The following is an 18,265-nucleotide window of genomic DNA, read 5'->3' on the forward strand; positions in this document are numbered from 1 at the left end:
CGCGTCCCTTAGTCGATGCCCGAACGGAGCTGCCGCCTCATCCAGTCGCGGTCGGTGAGGAAATCGAGGCCGAGCAGACCATAGTCGACGCGCAGAAACCCGTCCACTCCAGACGACACCGCCGCGGGAGTCTGCAGCGCGACCTCCTGCGCCATCACGCCGACATAGAACCTCGCATCGCCCTTGTATCGATAGCGATAGAGGCGGAGGCCAGTATCGGTCCAGCCGAGTGCCGTGATGTCTTCCTTGAGGCGGATGTCCGATGGAATGGTGACGCGGCTCGCGGCATTCGAAGCGGCGGTGGAGGCCGCTCTGCTGGCCGCGCTCGATGCGGCGCTCGAGGCTGATCGGCTGGCAGCGCTCGACGCCGCGGATGATGCCGCCTGCGATGCCGCCCGGCTTGCTGCGCTCGACGCGGCATTGCTGACCGCAGTCGAAACGGCATTGCTGACTACGTTGCCGACGACGTTGCTGACGACGCCGCTGACCACATTGCCGACATTCTGGTTCACGCGTGCAACCACTCGCCGATATTCGCGATTGCGAACCTTTTCCTGTTCCGAGCGGGTGTAGGCGGAAACCAGGAGCCCGCGCCTGCGCGCCTCGGTCACCGCGTTGATCATGCATCCCTTGGGATTGCCCTTGGTCCGGCAAAGCTGGAATTGAAGCTGGACGTAGTCGGGGTATTTTTTGATGGATCTGGCGCACGCCCCGGAATCGCCGTCGAAACAGGCGTTCACGTCGCTGTCGTGCGCTGATTGCAGCATCAGTTCGGTGGAATTGACCGGTCGCAGGGCAAGGTCGCTGCCCGGCGGCAGGCGGTTATGGCGCGAGCTCGGATAGCGCTCGGCAAACCTGCCAACCACGCTCTTGTCGCGTGATTCCTTGAGGACGTCCCATGCCTTCTCGACTGCCTCCGAATTGCCGGTGGTTGTCTCGGCCGAGGCGAGCTGATAGCTCGCCGGTGGCGGACCGGGCATGTCGATCTGCCCGGTGGCTTGGCCCGGCTTAGCCGACTTCTCGAGCGAAGCCAGCGCGACCCGGGCGCTCTCGACATGCTCGCCAAACGGATAGAGATCCAAATAGGCGCGGTAGGCCGCGAGCGACTTCTGTCGCTCGACGATCTTCCAGGCGTTCGTTTCAGCCGTCTGCAATTGCGCAATGCGCTGGTCGATTTCGGCCGTATGCGCGCTCGCCGGGAATTGCTGGGCGAAACGGCGCAAGGTCGCGATCTCGTTGGTCGAGCGGACGAACTCCCAGGCGAGCTGCTCGGCATCTGCTCCACCATCGCCGCTTGCGATGGCGGCTTCGCCGTTGAGATAGATGTCGCCCTTCGGCAGCGTCCCGTAGATTGCCGGCTCTTGTGTCCCGGTCTCCTTCCAGACTTCGTCGTGCACGATCCGGAAGAGATAGTTGATCTCGAGTTGCGGCGTTTCGACATGGCGCAGGAGCGAGCCGGAGTAGGGGCTATTCCGCCCGGCCCCGTCGCTCGCCGTCGTGCCGGCAGCGGCCGCAAAGGCAACGAGCACGTTGTCGCTCACCTCGACAGGGGCAAGACCGCGCGTGTCGGCCGCGAAAGGCGTCGGGGAACGGGGTGTGCCGGACACTGGCGCGGCCACCTTCGATGGCCGCGACGACAGCGCGCGTCCCGCGGCGGCGACCTTCGTCGTTTCGAACGGGTCGTTGCGACAGGCGTCGAGAACCACGAGGCCGATGATCTTCGGCATCACGGAGATATCGATCAGGGTCTCGAGATTGATCGCCTCGGCATAGACATCGATCTCGGACTTGATTTCGGCATCGACCGGAATCAGCCAGTTCTTTCCGTCCATTTCGACGCCATGGCCTGCGAAGAAGATTACCGCCTTGTCGGCCGTCTTCGCCGCATTGCCGAATTCGATGAGGGCCTGCCGGAAATGATTGTAGTCGAGGTCGGCGAGGTGCCTGACGGAATATCCCAGACGACCCAGCGACGTCGCCATGTCGGCGGCGTCGTTGGCCGGGTTGATGAGTTTTGGGACCTTGCGATAGTTGCTGTTGCCGACAACGAGCGCGATCCTGTCTCCGGCGGCCGCCTGCAGTATTGTCGAAACGAGCAGCGACAACGCTACGCAGCCGAGAACGGCGATCCGGCGTGCCAGATCCTGCAACATGAAGACGGGACGCGAGCTCGCGAGAACGAAAATCCCGAAATGGGCAGGCATCGGCAGAAACTCAGAAAATGAAAAATCGCAGAGGTGGGCTAAGGCGGCTTGTTCGTCGATTTTACATCAGGGGATGCTGGATGACGACATCAAAGGCCTCGGTGTTCAGGATTTCGTGAACCGGGAGTGGCGATGCTTCGACCAAAAGGCTGCACATCGCGAGCGGTGAAACCAGTCGCGCTGCGCTGGTGTTGATGGCGCAGGCGGCCGAGGCCGGCGACATCTTCGGAGACTGCGGATGACCAGGACAGTCAAGTTCGCCCGTGCGCCGATTCTGGCCCTGCCGCTGCTCGTCGCTTTGTGCAGCGTGGCCCGCTGCAATGATCCGGCCGAATCGTCACGCGACTCGATCATTCAGAACGTTCGAGAGGACGTGCGGCGGCACATCCGGGCACGCGATGCAGGCAAGGCCACGAAACGTCCGGAAGAGAGCCAAGCGGCAACGCAGATTCGCGCCACGAAGAAGCGAAACCGCGCGAGGGCGGAGTAGACGGAGATCGGCGCGCACCCCCGTGGCCCGGGAAAGTGTTGCAAATGAGCATCAGGTGGGCGCGCTTGATGGACCCGCCCCCACAATTCAGCCAATCGGGTGAAGACGCGGCGGGTGCTGTGCCAATAAAACTCTGCGCCAGAAGCTTGCGGGATTTGTCTCCCGCCAAGGCTCGGGCTGAACCAGCAGGGGGCTGATCGAAGACCATGAGGGCAGGAGTTCTCCGCCGCGGCTTTGCCGTTGCCGTACCTTTTTTGCTTAGTCTGTTTGCGACGCGACCGGCCTCGGCACAGGAGGTCAATGTTCCGCAGCAAGTCATCAACAACACCGTCCAGAACATCATTCAGAACGTCCGCGACCAGGTCCAGCATCGCAGGGTCGTTGCTCCTCCTGGAATGCTGCGCTTCAGCGGCGAGGAGTCGGATTTCGACCGTCGTAATCCGTTCGCCGCAAGGGGTGTCAGCAATCCGTTCGGTGCCTTGGCCTACGCCAAGGCTCCGGCACTTGCAGCGCCGCCCCCGGCGGCTTGGCTTTACGGCGCGAACCTCGTCGGCAGTGGCGACAGTGCGCAATCGAGCGGGGTCCAGGTCAGCGTTGCGACGGTGACCGGCGCAGTCGATGTGACCAAGATCGGTATCTTCACTGCAACCGACGCGCTGACCTTCATCGGGACTGGCTCCCACTCATGGGCGCACACCTTCACGAATGGCGGACTGACTACCGATGGTTCAATTCCATCGACTTCCGGCACCCTGTCGTATCTCAACGGCGGTTTCTCGACTGACTTCACCGCGCTCGCGAGCTGGACTCGCAGCACATCCAATCTGCCCCTTGCCGCGACCGCGGACGGCAGCGGCATCGCCTATACCTGGAACGGCCAATACCGGTTCGACTTCCCCTACACCGTGTGGTTCGAGCCCACGGTCGGCGTAACCTATTCGGAGAACTATACCGCCAATTTCGGCAGCAAGACGGGCGATTCAACCGAATTTCACGGTGGCATGCGCGTAGGATTCGAGGCGGACTGGCTGGGCTTTAAGGTCCAGCCGTCGATCTCGGGTCAGTACTACAGGATCGTGGATGCGAGCGGCGCCGGCGCCGTGGGAGGTGCGGTCCCCGTTGCGGCCGGCATGATCGGTACCAATGGCCTTCGCGGTTCCGCAAAGGTCAACGTGCTCTGGACGCCGCAGCTGTCGTCCTACCTCGAAGTTCATGGCAGCAGCATCACCGTGCCGGACCCGCTTCTGCCTGGGGTTGGCGGACTCGGAACCTCGATCGCCGGTACTCAGGCCGGCCTTCGCTATACCTGGTAAGTGATCTCGAAGACGGATGCCCGCCGTGCCCGGCGGGCATCTTGTTGCGCTCCTCTCGCGTCTGGCGGAGGGCAACATCCCCCACGGCGCCGTCGCATGGGCGAAACCAAACGAAAAGGCCGCCCGAAGGCGGCCGTTTGGTGTCAAACCGGACCTTTTCCGGTAGGTCAGCGAATCTCCGACGTCCCCGCGCTGGTCACGACCACCGGCTTGCCGGCCTTGATGACCTGGGTGGACTGGGCGGTCTGGCTGTAATCGGCGTGGGTGCGGGCCGCGATCCCGAAGCCGGCCACGGCAATGCCGGCCACCAGCGCCACCACCACGATCTTTAGGTGGGTCGCACGATCAGCGGAATGAATTGAGTGGTTCATCTGAGCCTCCCGACGGGCTTTGCCGCCGTCTATAGGCTTATCTTCTACGGGCCATCTGTTTCCGGATGGTTTCGCGGGTTCCGCAAAATGGTTTCATCTTCTGCTTGGCGGGGCTCGCCCGGAGTGCGAGTTGGAGGCGGCGCCCTTCCGAGGCCTGGCATGTCGATCCGGAGCGAGGGGGCCCCGGAGGGGCGGACGCCAAGCTCATCTGGACTGCTTCTAAGAGTCTTTCTAAGAAGCTTTCAATTAGGGAAATCGCGCGCCCTCACATAAGCGTCACTGCAAGCGCATGCCGTTGGGGAACAGGCGGCATGACGCATCGAACATGCAGCTTTGGGGTGGCGCGTTGAACAGTCTTGGAATGCTACGGTCGGCCGTGTTGGCGACCGCATCCGCTTGGGTCTTGATGCCTCAGGCATCGCTTGCACAATCTTCCGCGCAGAGTGGCGCGCAGAACATTCCGCCGGTGACGGTCACGGCGCCGGAAGCGCGCCGCCGCACCGCGGCGACGCCTCAGCGCCGCGCAACGCGGATCTCGGTGCAGACCCCCGCCACGAACAGGCCGCAGCCACGGCGCGACGTCGGCTTCGTCGAGACGCCGCGCGGGCCGGTGAACGGCTACGTCGCCGGCCGCAGCTCGTCGGGCACCAAGACCAACACGCCGATCATGGAGACGCCGCAGGCGGTGTCCGTCATCGGTGCCGAGCAGATCCGCGACCAGAAGCCGAACAAGCTCGACGAGGTCCTGCGCTACACCGCCGGCGTGCGGGCAGGGACTTTCGGCACGGACACGCGCAACGATTGGTGGCTGATCCGCGGCTTCAAGTCAGAGGATATCGGCCTGTTCCTCGACGGCATGCAACTGTTCTATACGTCTTACGCAAGCTGGAAGCTGCAGACCCCCAACATGGAGCGGGTCGAAGTGTTGCGTGGTCCGTCGGCAGTGCTTTACGGCGGATCGAGCCCGAGCGGCATCGTCAACGTCATCAGCAAGATGCCGCCGGCGGAGCCGATCCGCTACATTGAGGCGGGCGTCAACAATTTCGGCAACGCCTATGTCAGCTTCGACATGGGCGGCCCGGTCGCGACCAGCCCTGACAACGGCAAGCTGTTCGCACGCGTGGTCGGTCAGGTCCAGAACGGCGGTACGCAGGTCAACTTCACGCCTGACAACAACTACTTCATCGCCCCGTCGGTGACGTGGAAGCCCGATGCCGACACGACCTTCACAGTGCTGGCCTCGGCCTCGAAGCAGGATACCCGCGGCATCAACTTCCTGCCGTATCAGGGCACAGTGACCAGCGCGCCGTTCGGCAAGATCCCGACCAGCTTCTTCGTCGGCGATCCCAGTGTCGACAAGTTCACGCGCGAGCAGGAGATGCTCGGCTATCAGTTCGAGCGCCATCTCACCGACGATGTGACGTTCCGGCAGAACGCTCGCTTCGCGCATGTCGACATCACCTATCGCGGCTATGTCGGCAACGGCTGGGACAACATCAACACGGCGACGATGGGCCGCTATAACTGGTATGCGAAAAACACCGCGAACCAGGCCAATCTCGACAACCAGCTGGAGTATCGTTTCAACACCGGCGCCGTCAGGCACACGATGCTGTTCGGTGTCGATCTGCGGGGCTATCAAATCGACGATTACCAGGCCTTCGGGTTCGGTGTGCCCTCGATCAACGTCTTCAATCCGGCCTATGGAGGAGCTGAGGTTCCGCTACCCGGCTCGCCGTTCCGCAACTTCCTCATCACGCAGAAACAGGCTGGCACTTACGTTCAGGACCAGATGAAGCTCGGCAATTTCACGCTGGTGCTGAGCGGCCGCAATGACTGGGTCGAGACGACGCAGGAGGCTCGGGACACCGGCGCCAACCTCGCCAGCCGCGACGACAGCAGGTTCAGTGGTCGCGCCGGGCTGATCTACAATTTCGACAACGGCATCGCGCCCTATGTCTCCTATTCGACCAGCTACAATCCAATCATCGGCCTTAATGCGTCGAACCAGCTTTTCCTGCCGGAGACCGGCAAGCAGGCCGAAATCGGCGTGAAGGTCGCGCCGATCGGATTCGACGGCTATTTCACGGTCTCGGCTTTCGATCTGGTCCGTCAGAATGTCGCGACCACGTTGCCGGGCAGCGTTCCGCTCCTGCAAAATCAGACCGGCGAGGTGACCTCGCGCGGCATCGAGCTCGAAGCGGTGGCCAATGCCACGAAGGAGCTGAAGTTCATCGGCGCCTTCACGGCCTATAATCTCTTTGTGAGCAAGGATCTCGATCCGACGCTCGTCGGCAAGACGCCGACCAACACACCCGAACTCCTGGTGTCCGGCTGGGCCGACTACACCTTCAAGGACGGACCGCTCGCAGGGTTCGGCTTCGGCGGCGGCGTGCGTTACATCGGCTCGTCCTGGGCCGACCAGGCCAACACGCTCGAGGTTCCCGCGGTCGTGCTCGGCGATCTCGCGCTCCACTATGAATGGCAGAACTGGCGGACGGCGCTGAACGTGATCAACCTGACCGACAAGATCTATGTCGCAAGCTGCGCGTCAGCCACATCCTGCTTCTACGGCGACCGTCGGCGCGTCACCGCCAGCGTCTCCTACAAATGGTGAGGGCAGCCGAGGGCAGGGCCGGAAGGCTCTGGGACTTGGAGAAACCGACCGTGACGTTCGCCCGGCTCCGCCTGGGCGTCCGCTGATCCACCGTCAAGATGAGCTTCGCGGGCCATGCCCCCCGGCCCAAAGCTCATCCGGGCGCGGCGCGAGCGACCGGCAGGTCGCCGCCGCGCCCGCGGTCGGCTTGGAGCCAGTCGCGGATACATTCGCCGGACGAGCTCCGGTCCCGTGATGACGCATGGCTCCTCCGATTACTCTGAGCTGTGGACAGGTCTTTCCTGCACCTGAGGCGGCGGCACCAGCATTGGTGTCGGGGCCGCGCCGATCGGCAAATCTGTCGCCGCGACAACAGGGGGAAGTTGCCCCTACGGCGCTGCACTGCCGCACCAAAACCCGAGCATTTGGTCGGTCAGCGCGCAGCGAATAGCTGCCTCGGCCCGAGTGCCGCAATCTCAGAACGGCTGACCTGCGAGACCGTCGCAGCCCTTGCTGGCACTGGCGATCTGCTCCATACCAGCCGCGGGGTGATTCCGGGATTTTCACCGCTCTGGGGGCGGCAAAGGGCCTGAAAAGAGCGTGTCTTGCGCCCATTGGTGCACTGCGCTAAGGCTCAGAATAATTCCAAATCGGACGAATCCGTGGCTGTCCCGAGGCTGCGGGAAAAGGGCTCGCCAATGAGCGGCATTCTGCAGAACTATCTTCCACTCGTCGTCTTTATAGGGGTAGCGGGCCTGATCGGCCTCGTGCTGTTGATCGCGCCGTTCATCGTGGCGTTCCAGCAGCCGGATCCCGAAAAGCTGTCGGCCTACGAGTGCGGCTTCAACGCCTTCGACGACGCCCGCATGAAGTTCGACGTCCGCTTCTATCTCGTCGCCATCCTCTTCATCATCTTCGATCTCGAGGTGGCGTTTCTGTTTCCCTGGGCGGTGGCGTTCGGCAAGCTTGGCGCGACCGGCTTCTGGTCCATGGTGGTGTTCCTCGCCGTACTGACGGTCGGGTTCGCCTATGAATGGAAGAAAGGGGCCCTCGAATGGGATTGAACCCGAATACGCAGTCCGCAGGTCCGGTGATCGCACCGGCCCCGAAGGGCATTCTGGATCCGTCGACCGGCAAGCCAGTCGGGGCCAATGATCCGTTCTTCCTCGAGGTCAATTCCGAGCTGTCCGACAAGGGCTTCTTCGTGGCGGCGACCGACGACCTCATCACCTGGGCGCGTACCGGCTCGTTGATGTGGATGACCTTCGGTCTTGCCTGCTGCGCGGTCGAGATGATGCAGGTCTCGATGCCGCGCTACGACGTCGAGCGCTTCGGCTTCGCCCCGCGTGCCTCGCCGCGTCAGTCCGACGTGATGATCGTTGCGGGAACGCTGACCAACAAGATGGCGCCGGCGCTGCGCAAGGTCTACGACCAGATGCCCGAGCCGCGCTACGTCATCTCGATGGGCTCCTGCGCCAATGGCGGCGGCTATTATCACTATTCCTACTCGGTCGTGCGCGGCTGCGACCGCATCGTGCCGATCGACATCTACGTGCCGGGCTGCCCGCCCACGGCGGAGGCGCTGCTCTACGGCGTGCTGCTGCTGCAGAAGAAGATCCGGCGCACCGGCACCATCGAACGCTAAGGTTTTACGTCATGGACGACGCCAAGCTCGACGCCCTGGGGCAGACGATCGTTAGCGCGCTTCCGGGCGCCGCGACCGGTCACTCGGTGGCCTTCAACCAGCTCACCGTGGACGTCGAAGCCGCCAGGATCGTCGAGGTGGTCAAGTACCTCCGCGATGACCCGAACTGCCGGTTCGTCAACATCACCGACATCACGGCGGTGGACTACCCGGATCGCGAGAAGCGCTTCGACGTGATCTATCACTTCCTGTCGCCGACGCTGAACGCGCGCATCCGGCTCAAGGCGCAAGCCGACGAGACCACGCAGGTGCCCTCGCTGATCGACGTCTTCCCGGGCGCCGACTGGTTCGAGCGCGAAGCCTACGACCTCTACGGCGTGTTCTTCGTCGGCCATCCCGACATGCGCCGCATCCTCACCGACTACGGCTTCGAGGGCCATCCGCTGCGCAAGGATTTCCCGCTCACCGGCTTCGTCGAGGTCCGCTACGACGACCAGGAGAAGCGGGTGGTGTACGAGCCGGTCCGGCTCAACCAGGAATTCCGCAAATTCGACTTTTTGTCTCCTTGGGAAGGAGCCGACTATCCGGTGCTTCCGGGCGATGAAAAAGCGGGGCCGAAGGTCTGATCATGAACGAGCAACCGCAGAACCTCCGCAACTTCACCATCAACTTCGGACCGCAACACCCGGCGGCGCACGGCGTGCTGCGCCTCGTGCTGGAGCTGGACGGCGAAGTCGTCGAGCGTGTTGATCCGCATATCGGCCTGCTTCACCGCGGCACCGAGAAGCTGATCGAGCAGAAGACGTACTTGCAGGCGATCCCTTATTTCGACCGCCTCGATTACGTCGCGCCGATGAACCAGGAGCACGCCTTTTGCCTCGCCGCAGAAAAGCTGCTCGGCATCGAGGTGCCGCGCCGCGGCCAGCTGATCCGCGTGCTCTATTGCGAGATCGGCCGCATCCTCTCGCATCTGCTCAACGTCACCACGCAGGCGATGGACGTCGGCGCGCTGACCCCGCCGCTGTGGGGCTTCGAAGAGCGCGAGAAGCTGATGGTGTTCTACGAGCGCGCCTCGGGCAGCCGCATGCATGCGGCTTATTTCCGTATCGGCGGCGTGCATCAGGACCTGCCGCAGAAGCTGGTCGACGACATCGAGGCCTGGTGCGATCCGTTCCTCAAGGTGGTCGACGATCTCGACCGTCTGCTCACCGCCAACCGCATCTTCAAGCAGCGCAACGTCGATATCGGCGTGGTGCCGCTGAAGGAAGCCTGGGAATGGGGTTTCTCGGGTGTGATGGTGCGCGGCTCGGGTGCGGCCTGGGACTTGCGCAAGTCGCAGCCCTATGAATGCTACGCCGAGATGGATTTCGACATCCCGATCGGCAAGAACGGCGACTGCTACGACCGCTATTTGATCCGCATGGAAGAGATGCGCCAGTCCGTGCGCATCATGAAGCAGTGCATCCAGAAGCTGAACGCGCCCGACGGCAAGGGCCCGGTCGTCGTCGAAGACAACAAGGTCGCGCCGCCGCGCCGCGGCGAGATGAAGCGCTCGATGGAAGCGCTGATCCACCACTTCAAGCTCTACACCGAAGGCGTCCACGTGCCGGCCGGCGAGGTCTACGCCGCGGTCGAGGCGCCCAAGGGCGAGTTCGGCGTCTATCTCGTCGCCGACGGCACCAACAAGCCCTACAAGTGCAAGATCCGCGCGCCGGGCTTCGCGCATCTGCAGGCCATGGACCACATCTGCCGCGGCCATCTGCTGGCCGACGTCTCGGCGATCCTGGGCTCGCTCGACATCGTGTTCGGAGAGGTCGATCGGTGATGGCGCAGGCGCCGATCCAGTTTGACCGTGCCTCGGGGGCCCTTGAAGGGGCGAACCTGTGGGAGCGGACGGCTGCCTTGGCGCTGGTGACCGGATCGAAGATCTCCTCGCACTTCTCGCACATGGGCTACATCGCCTGCGCGAATTTGCTGCGCAAGACGCTGCCCGAGCGCAACATCGCGATCAGGCTCAATCCCGACGCGGTGTTCGAATTCCCTTACGGCGACGGCTATTGGAGCAAGCTGCTCAACCGCTCCTACATTTACGAGGACGAGCTCGAGCTCTTGTTCGCCGATTCCATCGACGTCGACTACACGCTGCTCGATTGCGGCGCCAATTACGGTTATTGGTCGGTGTTGGTCTCGAGCAAGCCATTCGGCGCGCACAAGGCGATCGCGATCGAGCCGTCGGGCCAGAACTATTCGAAGCTTGCCAACAATGCCCGCATCAACGCTGGCCGCTTCGAGACCATGAAATGCGCCATCGGCGCGGCGCGCGGCACCGCGCGTCTGTCGGGCACCAAGCACGAAGCCTTCAGCATCGCCGGCGATCAGTCGGCGGGCGGCGAGGAGGTGCCGGTGATCGCGCTCGACAATTTGATCGAGGACGGCAAGGTCGCGGCCACCGGCAAATACCTGATCAAGCTCGACGTCGAGGGTGTCGAGATCGAGGCGATCAAGGGCGGGGCGCGACTGCTGCAGGCCGACAGCGTCATCATGTGCGAGGAGCACGGCAGCGACCGTTCTCACGCCGTGTCGCGCTTCATCCTCGAACAGACCCCGCTGAAGCTGATCGTGTTCGATCCGCGCAGCAACCGCATGGAGACCGTGACCGAGCTGTCGATCCTCGACCGCATCAAGGTCTCGACCCACGTCGGCTACAACGTTTTCGGCACCGCAAGCGCATTCTGGCAGGACAGGATCGAGGCCATGAACGCCAAGAACCTGAATGCCAAGAATCTGAATGCCAAGTCCGCGCGCCGCATGCAGTGAGAGATTGAAGAGATGTCCGTTCGCCGATTAGCACCGAAGGAAGTCCAGCCCGCGAGCTTTGCGTTCACGGAGGAGAACCTCGCATTCGCCCGGCAGCAGATCGCAAAATATCCCGAAGGCCGTCAGGCCTCCGCCGTCATCGCCATCCTCTGGCGTGCGCAGGAGCAGAACGAGGGTTGGGTGTCGGAAGCCGCGATCCGCGTCATCGCCGACATGCTCGACATGCCCTATATCCGCGTGCTGGAAGTCGCGACCTTCTACACCATGTTCCAGCTCGCCCCCGTCGGCAAGAAGGCCCACGTCCAGGTCTGCGGCACCACGCCGTGCCGGCTACGCGGCGCCGAGGATCTGATCCACGTCTGCGAGCACCGCATCCATCACGAGCCCTTCCATCTCTCCAAGGATGGCAATTTCAGCTGGGAAGAGGTGGAGTGCCTGGGCGCCTGCGTGAACGCGCCGATGGTGCTGATCGGCAAGGACACCTATGAGGACCTGACCAAGGAAAGCTTTGGCAAGGTGCTCGATGGCTTCGCTTCGGGCAATCCGCCCAAGCCCGGTCCGCAGAACGGCCGCCAATTCTCGGCGCCGATGACCGGACCGACCACGCTCAAGGAGATCACCTGATGCGTGATCTCGCCATAACCGGAGGGACCGCGGCCGTGAAGAAATGGGGCTTTGTCGCCATGCACGCCGCGATCGCGGCTGCTTTCATGTTCCTGCTGCAGCGTTTCTTCATGAACGCCTCGCAGGAGACCAGTCTGCTCTGGGCGCTGTTCTTCGCCGTCTGCGCCGCCGGACTTGCCTACAAGCAGTCCATTCGTTGATCGGAAAGCACTGATATGCTCGAGGACAAGGACCGCATCTTCAAGAACCTCTACGGCCTCCATGATTGGGGGCTGGAGGGTGCGCGGCGTCGTGGCGCTTGGGATGGCACCAAGAACATCATCGACAAGGGCCGCGACTGGATCATCAACGAGATGAAGGCCTCGGGCCTGCGCGGCCGCGGCGGCGCCGGCTTCCCGACCGGTCTCAAGTGGTCCTTCATGCCGAAGGAATCGACCGACGGCCGTCCGAGCTATCTCGTCGTCAACGCCGACGAATCCGAGCCCGGCACCTGCAAGGACCGCGAGATCATGCGGCATGATCCGCATCTGTTGGTCGAGGGCTGCCTGATCGCGAGCTTCGCGATGAATGCGCATGCCTGCTACATCTATGTCCGCGGCGAGTTCATCCGCGAGCGCGAGCGCCTTCAAGCCGCGATCGACCAGGCCTACGAGGCCAAGCTGATCGGCAAGGACAATCTCAACGGCTGGCCGTTCGACCTCTACGTCGCCCACGGCGCCGGCGCCTATATCTGCGGCGAGGAGACCGCGCTGCTCGAAAGCCTCGAGGGCAAGAAGGGCCAGCCGCGGCTGAAGCCGCCGTTCCCGGCGAATGTCGGTCTGTTCGGCTGCCCGACCACCGTCAACAACGTCGAGTCCATCGCCGTTGCGCCCGATATCCTGCGCCGCGGCGCGGCGTGGTTCGCCGGCATCGGCCGCCCGAACAATGTCGGCACCAAGCTGTTCTGCATCTCCGGCCATGTCGAGCGGCCCTGCAACGTCGAAGAGGCCATGGGCATCCCGTTCCGTGAGCTGATCGAGAAGCATTGCGGCGGCATTCGCGGCGGCTGGGACAACCTCAAGGCCGTGATCCCCGGCGGCTCGTCGGTGCGCATGGTGCCGGCCGAGCAGATCATCGACACGCCAATGGATTTCGATAGCCTGAGCAAGTTGCGCTCGGGCCTCGGCACCGCCGCCGTGATCGTGATGGACAAGTCGACCGACCTGATCCGTGCGATCGCCCGCATCTCCTATTTCTACAAGCACGAGAGCTGCGGCCAGTGCACGCCGTGCCGCGAAGGCACGGGCTGGATGTGGCGCGTCCTGACCCGCATGGCTGAAGGCCGCGCCCACAAGCGCGAGATCGACATGCTGCTCGAGGTCACCAAGCAGGTCGAAGGCCACACCATCTGCGCGCTCGGCGACGCCGCGGCCTGGCCGATCCAGGGCCTGATCACGCACTTCCGCCACGAGATCGAAGCGCGCATCGACCAATATTCGCACAAGGCCGATGTCGATGACATCGGCGTCCGCGATCCCGTGAACATGGTCGCGGCGGAGTAAGAGACATGACCAAGCTCATCATCGACGGCAAAGAGATCGATGTCCCCGCCGAGTACACGCTGCTTCAGGCGTGCGAGGCGGCCGGCGCCGAGATTCCGCGCTTCTGCTATCACGAGCGGCTGTCGATCGCCGGCAATTGCCGGATGTGCCTCGTCGAGGTGAAGGGCGGCCCGAAGCCGGTCGCGAGCTGCGCCTGGGGTGTGCGCGACTGCCGTCCGGGCCCCAAGGGCGAGCCGCCGGAGATCTCGACGCGTTCGCCGATGGTGAAGAAGGCACGCGAAGGCGTGATGGAATTCCTTCTGATCAACCATCCCTTGGACTGCCCGATCTGCGACCAGGGCGGCGAGTGCGACCTGCAGGACCAGGCGATGGGCTATGGCGTCGACACCAGCCGCTTCGCCGAGAACAAGCGTGCCGTCGAGGACAAATATCTCGGCGCGCTGGTCAAGACCTCGATGAACCGCTGCATCCAGTGCACGCGCTGCGTCCGCTTCTCGGCGGAAGTGGCCGGCGCGCCCGAGATGGGCGCCACGGGCCGCGGCGAGGACATGGAGATCACGACCTATCTCGAGCACGCCCTGACGTCGGAATTGCAGGGCAACCTCGTCGACATCTGCCCGGTCGGCGCGCTGACCTCGAAGCCCTACGCCTTCGCGGCGCGGCCGTGGGAGCTCGGCAAGACCCAGTCGATCGATGTCATGGACGGCGTCGGCTCTGCGATCCGCGTCGACACCCGCGGCCGCGAGGTGATGCGGATCCTGCCGCGCATCAACGAGGCCGTGAACGAGGAGTGGATCTCCGACAAGACCCGGCACGTGGTCGATGGCCTGCGCACCCAGCGTCTCGACCGGCCCTATATCCGCGAAGCCGGCAAGCTGCGCGCAGCGAGCTGGACCGAGGCCTTCGCTGCGATCGCCGCCAAGGCGGCGCGCACCGACGGCAAGCGCATCGGCGCGATCGCAGGCGATCTCGCCGGCGTCGAGGAGATGTTCGCGCTGAAGGACCTGCTCGGCAAATACGGTTCGAGCAATCTGGCGGTGCAGGGCGGCGATGCCTTCGATCCCGCGCTCGGCCGCGGCTCCTACATCTTCAATCCGACGCTCGCCGGCGTCGAGCAGGCCGATGCGCTGCTCATCATCGGCGCGAACCCGCGGAAAGAGGCGGCCGTGTTCAACGCCCGCATCCGCAAGCGCTGGCGCGCCGGCGGCTTCAAGGTCGGCGTGATCGGTGCCAAGGCCGACCTGACCTATGATTTCGACCATCTCGGTGCCGGTACCGAGACGCTGGCCGAACTCGCGGCCGGCAAGCATTCCTTCATGGACGTGCTGAAGAACGCTGAGAAACCGATCATCCTGGTCGGTGCGGGCGCGGCCGCCCGTCACGACGGCGCCGCCATTCTCGCCGCCAGCGCCAAGCTCGCGCTCGATGTCGGCGCAGTCAAGGACGGCTGGAACGGTTTTGGCGTGCTGCACGAGACCGCCTCGCGCGTCGGCGCGCTCGACATCGGCTTTGCCGCAACCAGCGGCGGCCTCAATGCTGCGCAGATGACGACCTTCGGCACGCTCGACTTGCTGTTCCTGCTCGGCGCCGACGAGATCAAGGCGCCGGACGGCACTTTCGTCGTCTATATCGGCACCCATGGTGATCGCGGCGCACACCGCGCCGACGTCATCCTGCCGGCGGCCGCCTACACCGAGAAATCCGCGATCTACGTCAACACCGAAGGCCGCGTGCAGATGACGGGCCGCGCCGCGTTCCCGCCGGGCGAGGCCCGCGAGGACTGGGCGATCATCCGCGCGCTGTCGGAAGCGCTCGGCAAGAAGCTCGGCTACGACTCGCTTGCGCAGCTGCGCCAGGCGATGTTCAAGGCCGTGCCGCATCTCATCCGTCTCGACCAGATCGAGGCCGGCTCGGCCGACCAGATCAAGAAGCTGGCGGGGAAGGGCGGCTCGCCCGAGAAGGCGCCGTTCAAGCCTCTGGTCGAGGACTTCTATTTGACCAACCCAATCGCGCGTGCGTCCGCCGTGATGGCGGAATGCTCGCGCCTCGCCTCCGGGCAGATGCTGACCGCAGCGGAGTGAGCGTGATCTGATGGAATTCTTCGAAAGCGCATTCTGGACCGGGTTCCTCTGGCCGCTGATCATCATGGTCGCGCAGAGCGTTCTCGTGCTCGTCGTCCTGCTGGTCGCGATCGCCTACATCCTGCTCGCCGACCGCAAGATCTGGGCGGCGGTGCAGATCCGGCGCGGCCCGAACGTGGTCGGCCCGTGGGGCCTGCTGCAGTCCTTCGCCGACCTGCTGAAGTTCGTGCTGAAGGAGCCGATCATCCCGGCCGGCGCCAACAAGGGCGTGTTTCTTCTTGCTCCCTTAGTCTCATGCGTGCTCGCGCTCGCCGCCTGGGCCGTGATCCCGACCAATCTCGGCTGGGTGATCGCCGACATCAATGTCGGCGTCCTCTTCATCTTCGCGATCTCGTCGCTGTCGATCTACGGCATCATCATGGCCGGCTGGTCGTCGAACTCGAAGTATCCGTTCCTCGCCGCGCTGCGCTCGGCCGCGCAGATGGTGTCCTACGAAGTCTCGATCGGCTTCGTCATCATCACCGTGCTGCTCTGCGCCGGCACGCTGAACCTGACGGCGGTGGTCGAGGCCCAGCACGCGCGCGGCCTCGCCAGCCTGATCGGGTTGCCGCAGCTGACGATCCTGAATTGGTACGTCTGGCCGTTGTTCCCGATGTTCGTGGTGTTCTACGTCTCGGCGCTGGCGGAAACCAACCGTCCGCCCTTCGACCTCGTCGAAGCCGAATCCGAGCTCGTCGCCGGCTTCATGGTCGAGTACGGCTCGACGCCGTACCTCTTGTTCATGCTCGGCGAGTATGTCGCAATCGTCACGATGTGCGCGCTGGCGACGATCCTGTTCCTCGGAGGCTGGCTGCCGCCGGTGGACCTGCCGCCCTTCAACTGGGTGCCGGGGATCATCTGGTTCTCGCTGAAATTGTTCTTCATGTTCTTCCTGTTCGCGATGGCGAAGGCGATCGTGCCGCGCTACCGCTACGATCAATTGATGCGCCTCGGCTGGAAGGTGTTCCTGCCGCTGTCGCTGGCGATGGTGATCGTGGTGGCCGGCGTGCTGCATTTCGCCGGCATCGCGCCGAAGTGAGGGCCGTCATGGGTATCAACGTCAACGCCACTGCACGCTCGCTTCTGCTGTCGGAATTCGTCTCGGCGTTCTTCCTCGCCATGCGTTATTTCTTCCAGCCGAAGCCGACGCTGAACTATCCGTTCGAGAAGGGCCCGATCTCGCCCCGCTTCCGCGGCGAGCACGCGCTGCGGCGCTATCCGAACGGCGAAGAGCGCTGCATCGCCTGCAAGCTGTGCGAGGCGGTCTGCCCGGCGCAGGCCATCACCATCGAGGCCGGCCCGCGCCGCAACGACGGCACCCGCCGCACCGTGCGCTACGACATCGACATGGTGAAGTGCATCTATTGCGGCCTCTGCCAGGAGGCCTGTCCGGTCGATGCCATCGTCGAGGGCCCGAACTTCGAGTTCGCGACCGAGACCCGCGAGGAACTCTATTATGACAAGGCCAAGCTGCTCGCCAACGGCGACCGCTGGGAACGCGAGATCGCCAAGGCGATCGAGCTCGACGCGCCGTACCGGTGAGGTGAGGGCATGATCCTTCCCGCGCTCTTCTTTTATCTCTTCGCCGGCGTCTGCGTCGCCTCGGCCGTGATGGTGATTGTCTCGCGCAATCCCGTGCACTCCGTGCTGTACCTGATCCTGGCCTTCGTCAACGCCTCCGGCCTGTTCGTGCTGATGGGCGCCGAGTTCCTCGGCATGATGCTGATCGTCGTCTATGTCGGCGCGGTCGCGGTGCTGTTCCTGTTCGTGATCATGATGCTCGACGTCGACTTCCTCGAGCTGCGCGAGGGCTTCATCGAGTACCTGCCAGTCGGCCTCGTGATCGGCGGCATCTTCATGTTCGAGTTGCTGCTCACCGTCGGCTTCTGGGTCATCAATCCCGGCGTCTCCAAGACGATCACGGCGGCGATCCCGGCCAACGTCAGCAACACCGAGGCGCTCGGTCTCGTGCTCTATACGAAGTACATCCACTACTTCCAGCTCTCGGGCATGGTGCTCCTGGTCGCCATGATCGGCGCCATCGTGCTGACGCTCCGCCACAAGGAGAAGGTCAAGCGGCAGGACATCAACGTTCAGAACGCGCGCACGCCCGACATCGCGATGGCGGTGCGCAAGGTGGCGCCGGGGCAGGGGCTCTCGGACGCGGACGCGGCGGAGTGGGTGAAATGACGATCGGGCTCGGACATTATCTGGCGGTCGGCGCGATCCTGTTCACGCTCGGCATCCTCGGCATCTTCCTGAACCGCAAGAACATCATCGTCATCCTGATGTCGATCGAGCTGATCCTGCTCTCGGTCAACATCAACCTCGTGGCGTTCTCGAGCTTCCTCGGCGACATCGTCGGCCAGGTCTTCGCGCTGCTGGTGCTGACGGTCGCGGCTGCCGAAGCTGCGATCGGTCTCGCCATCCTGGTGGTCTATTTCCGCAACCGCGGCTCGATCGCGGTTGAGGACGTCAATCTGATGAAGGGCTGAGCGCATGATCCGGAAAAGTGGACGCCGGTTTTCCGATCAGATCATGCGG

At 63.8% G+C, this 18,265-nt stretch carries 18 protein-coding genes; 16 read left to right on the top strand and 2 right to left on the bottom strand.

Annotation, left to right across the window (positions count from 1 at the left end; genetic code table 11):
- Positions 1 to 8: 8 nt before the first annotated feature.
- Positions 9 to 2,204: a caspase family protein gene (locus ABIA40_RS09855; protein WP_404540840.1), complete on the bottom strand. Its 2,196-nt coding sequence runs from the start codon at positions 2,202 to 2,204 to the stop codon at positions 9 to 11.
- A gap of 238 nt (positions 2,205 to 2,442) precedes the next feature.
- Between ABIA40_RS09855 and ABIA40_RS09860 the strand changes: the two genes are divergently transcribed.
- Both ABIA40_RS09860 and ABIA40_RS09865 read left to right on the top strand, forming a co-directional pair.
- Positions 2,443 to 2,694 carry a hypothetical protein gene (locus ABIA40_RS09860; protein ID WP_271538022.1) on the top strand — a complete coding sequence of 84 codons (252 nt, stop codon included), beginning with the start codon at positions 2,443 to 2,445 and terminating at the stop codon, positions 2,692 to 2,694.
- A 395-nt stretch (positions 2,695 to 3,089) separates the two neighbouring features.
- Positions 3,090 to 4,007: a hypothetical protein gene (locus ABIA40_RS09865; RefSeq protein ID WP_404540842.1), complete on the top strand. Its 918-nt coding sequence runs from the start codon at positions 3,090 to 3,092 to the stop codon at positions 4,005 to 4,007.
- 167 nt (positions 4,008 to 4,174) lie between these two features.
- Here the strand turns inward: ABIA40_RS09865 and ABIA40_RS09870 are convergent, their stop codons facing one another.
- Positions 4,175 to 4,378 carry a hypothetical protein gene (locus tag ABIA40_RS09870; protein ID WP_036010204.1) on the bottom strand — a complete coding sequence of 68 codons (204 nt, stop codon included), beginning with the start codon at positions 4,376 to 4,378 and terminating at the stop codon, positions 4,175 to 4,177.
- A 361-nt stretch (positions 4,379 to 4,739) separates the two neighbouring features.
- Between ABIA40_RS09870 and ABIA40_RS09875 the strand changes: the two genes are divergently transcribed.
- The 14 genes from ABIA40_RS09875 to nuoK all read left to right on the top strand — a co-directional run bounded on the left by ABIA40_RS09875 (position 4,740) and on the right by nuoK (position 18,216).
- Positions 4,740 to 6,995, top strand: a complete 2,256-nt coding sequence (locus ABIA40_RS09875) for a TonB-dependent siderophore receptor (RefSeq protein ID WP_404540844.1) — start codon at positions 4,740 to 4,742, stop codon at positions 6,993 to 6,995.
- Positions 6,996 to 7,672: 677 nt separating this feature from the next.
- Positions 7,673 to 8,038, top strand: a complete 366-nt coding sequence (locus ABIA40_RS09880) for an NADH-quinone oxidoreductase subunit A (RefSeq protein ID WP_008136158.1) — start codon at positions 7,673 to 7,675, stop codon at positions 8,036 to 8,038.
- Positions 8,035 to 8,619, top strand: coding sequence for an NADH-quinone oxidoreductase subunit B family protein (locus tag ABIA40_RS09885; protein WP_193760674.1), 585 nt, complete (start codon positions 8,035 to 8,037; stop codon positions 8,617 to 8,619). Before ABIA40_RS09880 ends, ABIA40_RS09885 begins: the two co-directional genes overlap by 4 nt.
- An 11-nt stretch (positions 8,620 to 8,630) precedes the next feature.
- On the top strand, positions 8,631 to 9,245 hold the full coding sequence (locus tag ABIA40_RS09890; protein WP_036010195.1) for an NADH-quinone oxidoreductase subunit C: 615 nt from the start codon (positions 8,631 to 8,633) through the stop codon (positions 9,243 to 9,245).
- A 2-nt stretch (positions 9,246 to 9,247) separates the two neighbouring features.
- On the top strand, positions 9,248 to 10,444 hold the full coding sequence (locus ABIA40_RS09895) for an NADH-quinone oxidoreductase subunit D (RefSeq protein WP_036010192.1): 1,197 nt from the start codon (positions 9,248 to 9,250) through the stop codon (positions 10,442 to 10,444).
- Positions 10,444 to 11,436, top strand: a complete 993-nt coding sequence (locus tag ABIA40_RS09900; RefSeq protein ID WP_404546202.1) for an FkbM family methyltransferase — start codon at positions 10,444 to 10,446, stop codon at positions 11,434 to 11,436. The genes ABIA40_RS09895 and ABIA40_RS09900 overlap by 1 nt, the downstream gene beginning before the upstream one ends.
- Before the next feature lie 12 nt (positions 11,437 to 11,448).
- Positions 11,449 to 12,060: an NADH-quinone oxidoreductase subunit NuoE gene (gene nuoE, locus ABIA40_RS09905; protein ID WP_036025344.1), complete on the top strand. Its 612-nt coding sequence runs from the start codon at positions 11,449 to 11,451 to the stop codon at positions 12,058 to 12,060.
- Positions 12,060 to 12,260 (top strand): hypothetical protein, encoded by a 201-nt coding sequence (locus ABIA40_RS09910; protein WP_157283554.1) that lies wholly within the window; start codon positions 12,060 to 12,062, stop codon positions 12,258 to 12,260. The genes nuoE and ABIA40_RS09910 overlap by 1 nt, the downstream gene beginning before the upstream one ends.
- A 15-nt stretch (positions 12,261 to 12,275) precedes the next feature.
- Positions 12,276 to 13,601, top strand: a complete 1,326-nt coding sequence (nuoF, locus tag ABIA40_RS09915) for an NADH-quinone oxidoreductase subunit NuoF (RefSeq protein ID WP_036025343.1) — start codon at positions 12,276 to 12,278, stop codon at positions 13,599 to 13,601.
- Between the two features lie 5 nt (positions 13,602 to 13,606).
- Entirely contained in the window at positions 13,607 to 15,682 is a 2,076-nt protein-coding gene (gene nuoG, locus ABIA40_RS09920) for an NADH-quinone oxidoreductase subunit NuoG (RefSeq protein ID WP_271538018.1), read from the top strand.
- Between the two features lie 10 nt (positions 15,683 to 15,692).
- Complete coding sequence (nuoH, locus tag ABIA40_RS09925; protein ID WP_085969087.1) at positions 15,693 to 16,760, top strand: NADH-quinone oxidoreductase subunit NuoH; 1,068 nt, start codon at positions 15,693 to 15,695, stop codon at positions 16,758 to 16,760.
- 8 nt (positions 16,761 to 16,768) lie between these two features.
- Positions 16,769 to 17,263, top strand: coding sequence for an NADH-quinone oxidoreductase subunit NuoI (gene nuoI / locus ABIA40_RS09930; protein WP_157283556.1), 495 nt, complete (start codon positions 16,769 to 16,771; stop codon positions 17,261 to 17,263).
- Positions 17,264 to 17,272: 9 nt separating this feature from the next.
- Positions 17,273 to 17,911, top strand: a complete 639-nt coding sequence (locus tag ABIA40_RS09935) for an NADH-quinone oxidoreductase subunit J (protein WP_036010173.1) — start codon at positions 17,273 to 17,275, stop codon at positions 17,909 to 17,911.
- On the top strand, positions 17,908 to 18,216 hold the full coding sequence (gene nuoK / locus ABIA40_RS09940) for an NADH-quinone oxidoreductase subunit NuoK (protein WP_036010170.1): 309 nt from the start codon (positions 17,908 to 17,910) through the stop codon (positions 18,214 to 18,216). The genes ABIA40_RS09935 and nuoK overlap by 4 nt, the downstream gene beginning before the upstream one ends.
- The last annotated feature ends 49 nt before the right edge of the window (positions 18,217 to 18,265 follow it).

It is taken from the genome of Bradyrhizobium sp. USDA 223 (assembly GCF_044909005.1).
Lineage (GTDB): Bacteria > Pseudomonadota > Alphaproteobacteria > Rhizobiales > Xanthobacteraceae > Bradyrhizobium > Bradyrhizobium yuanmingense.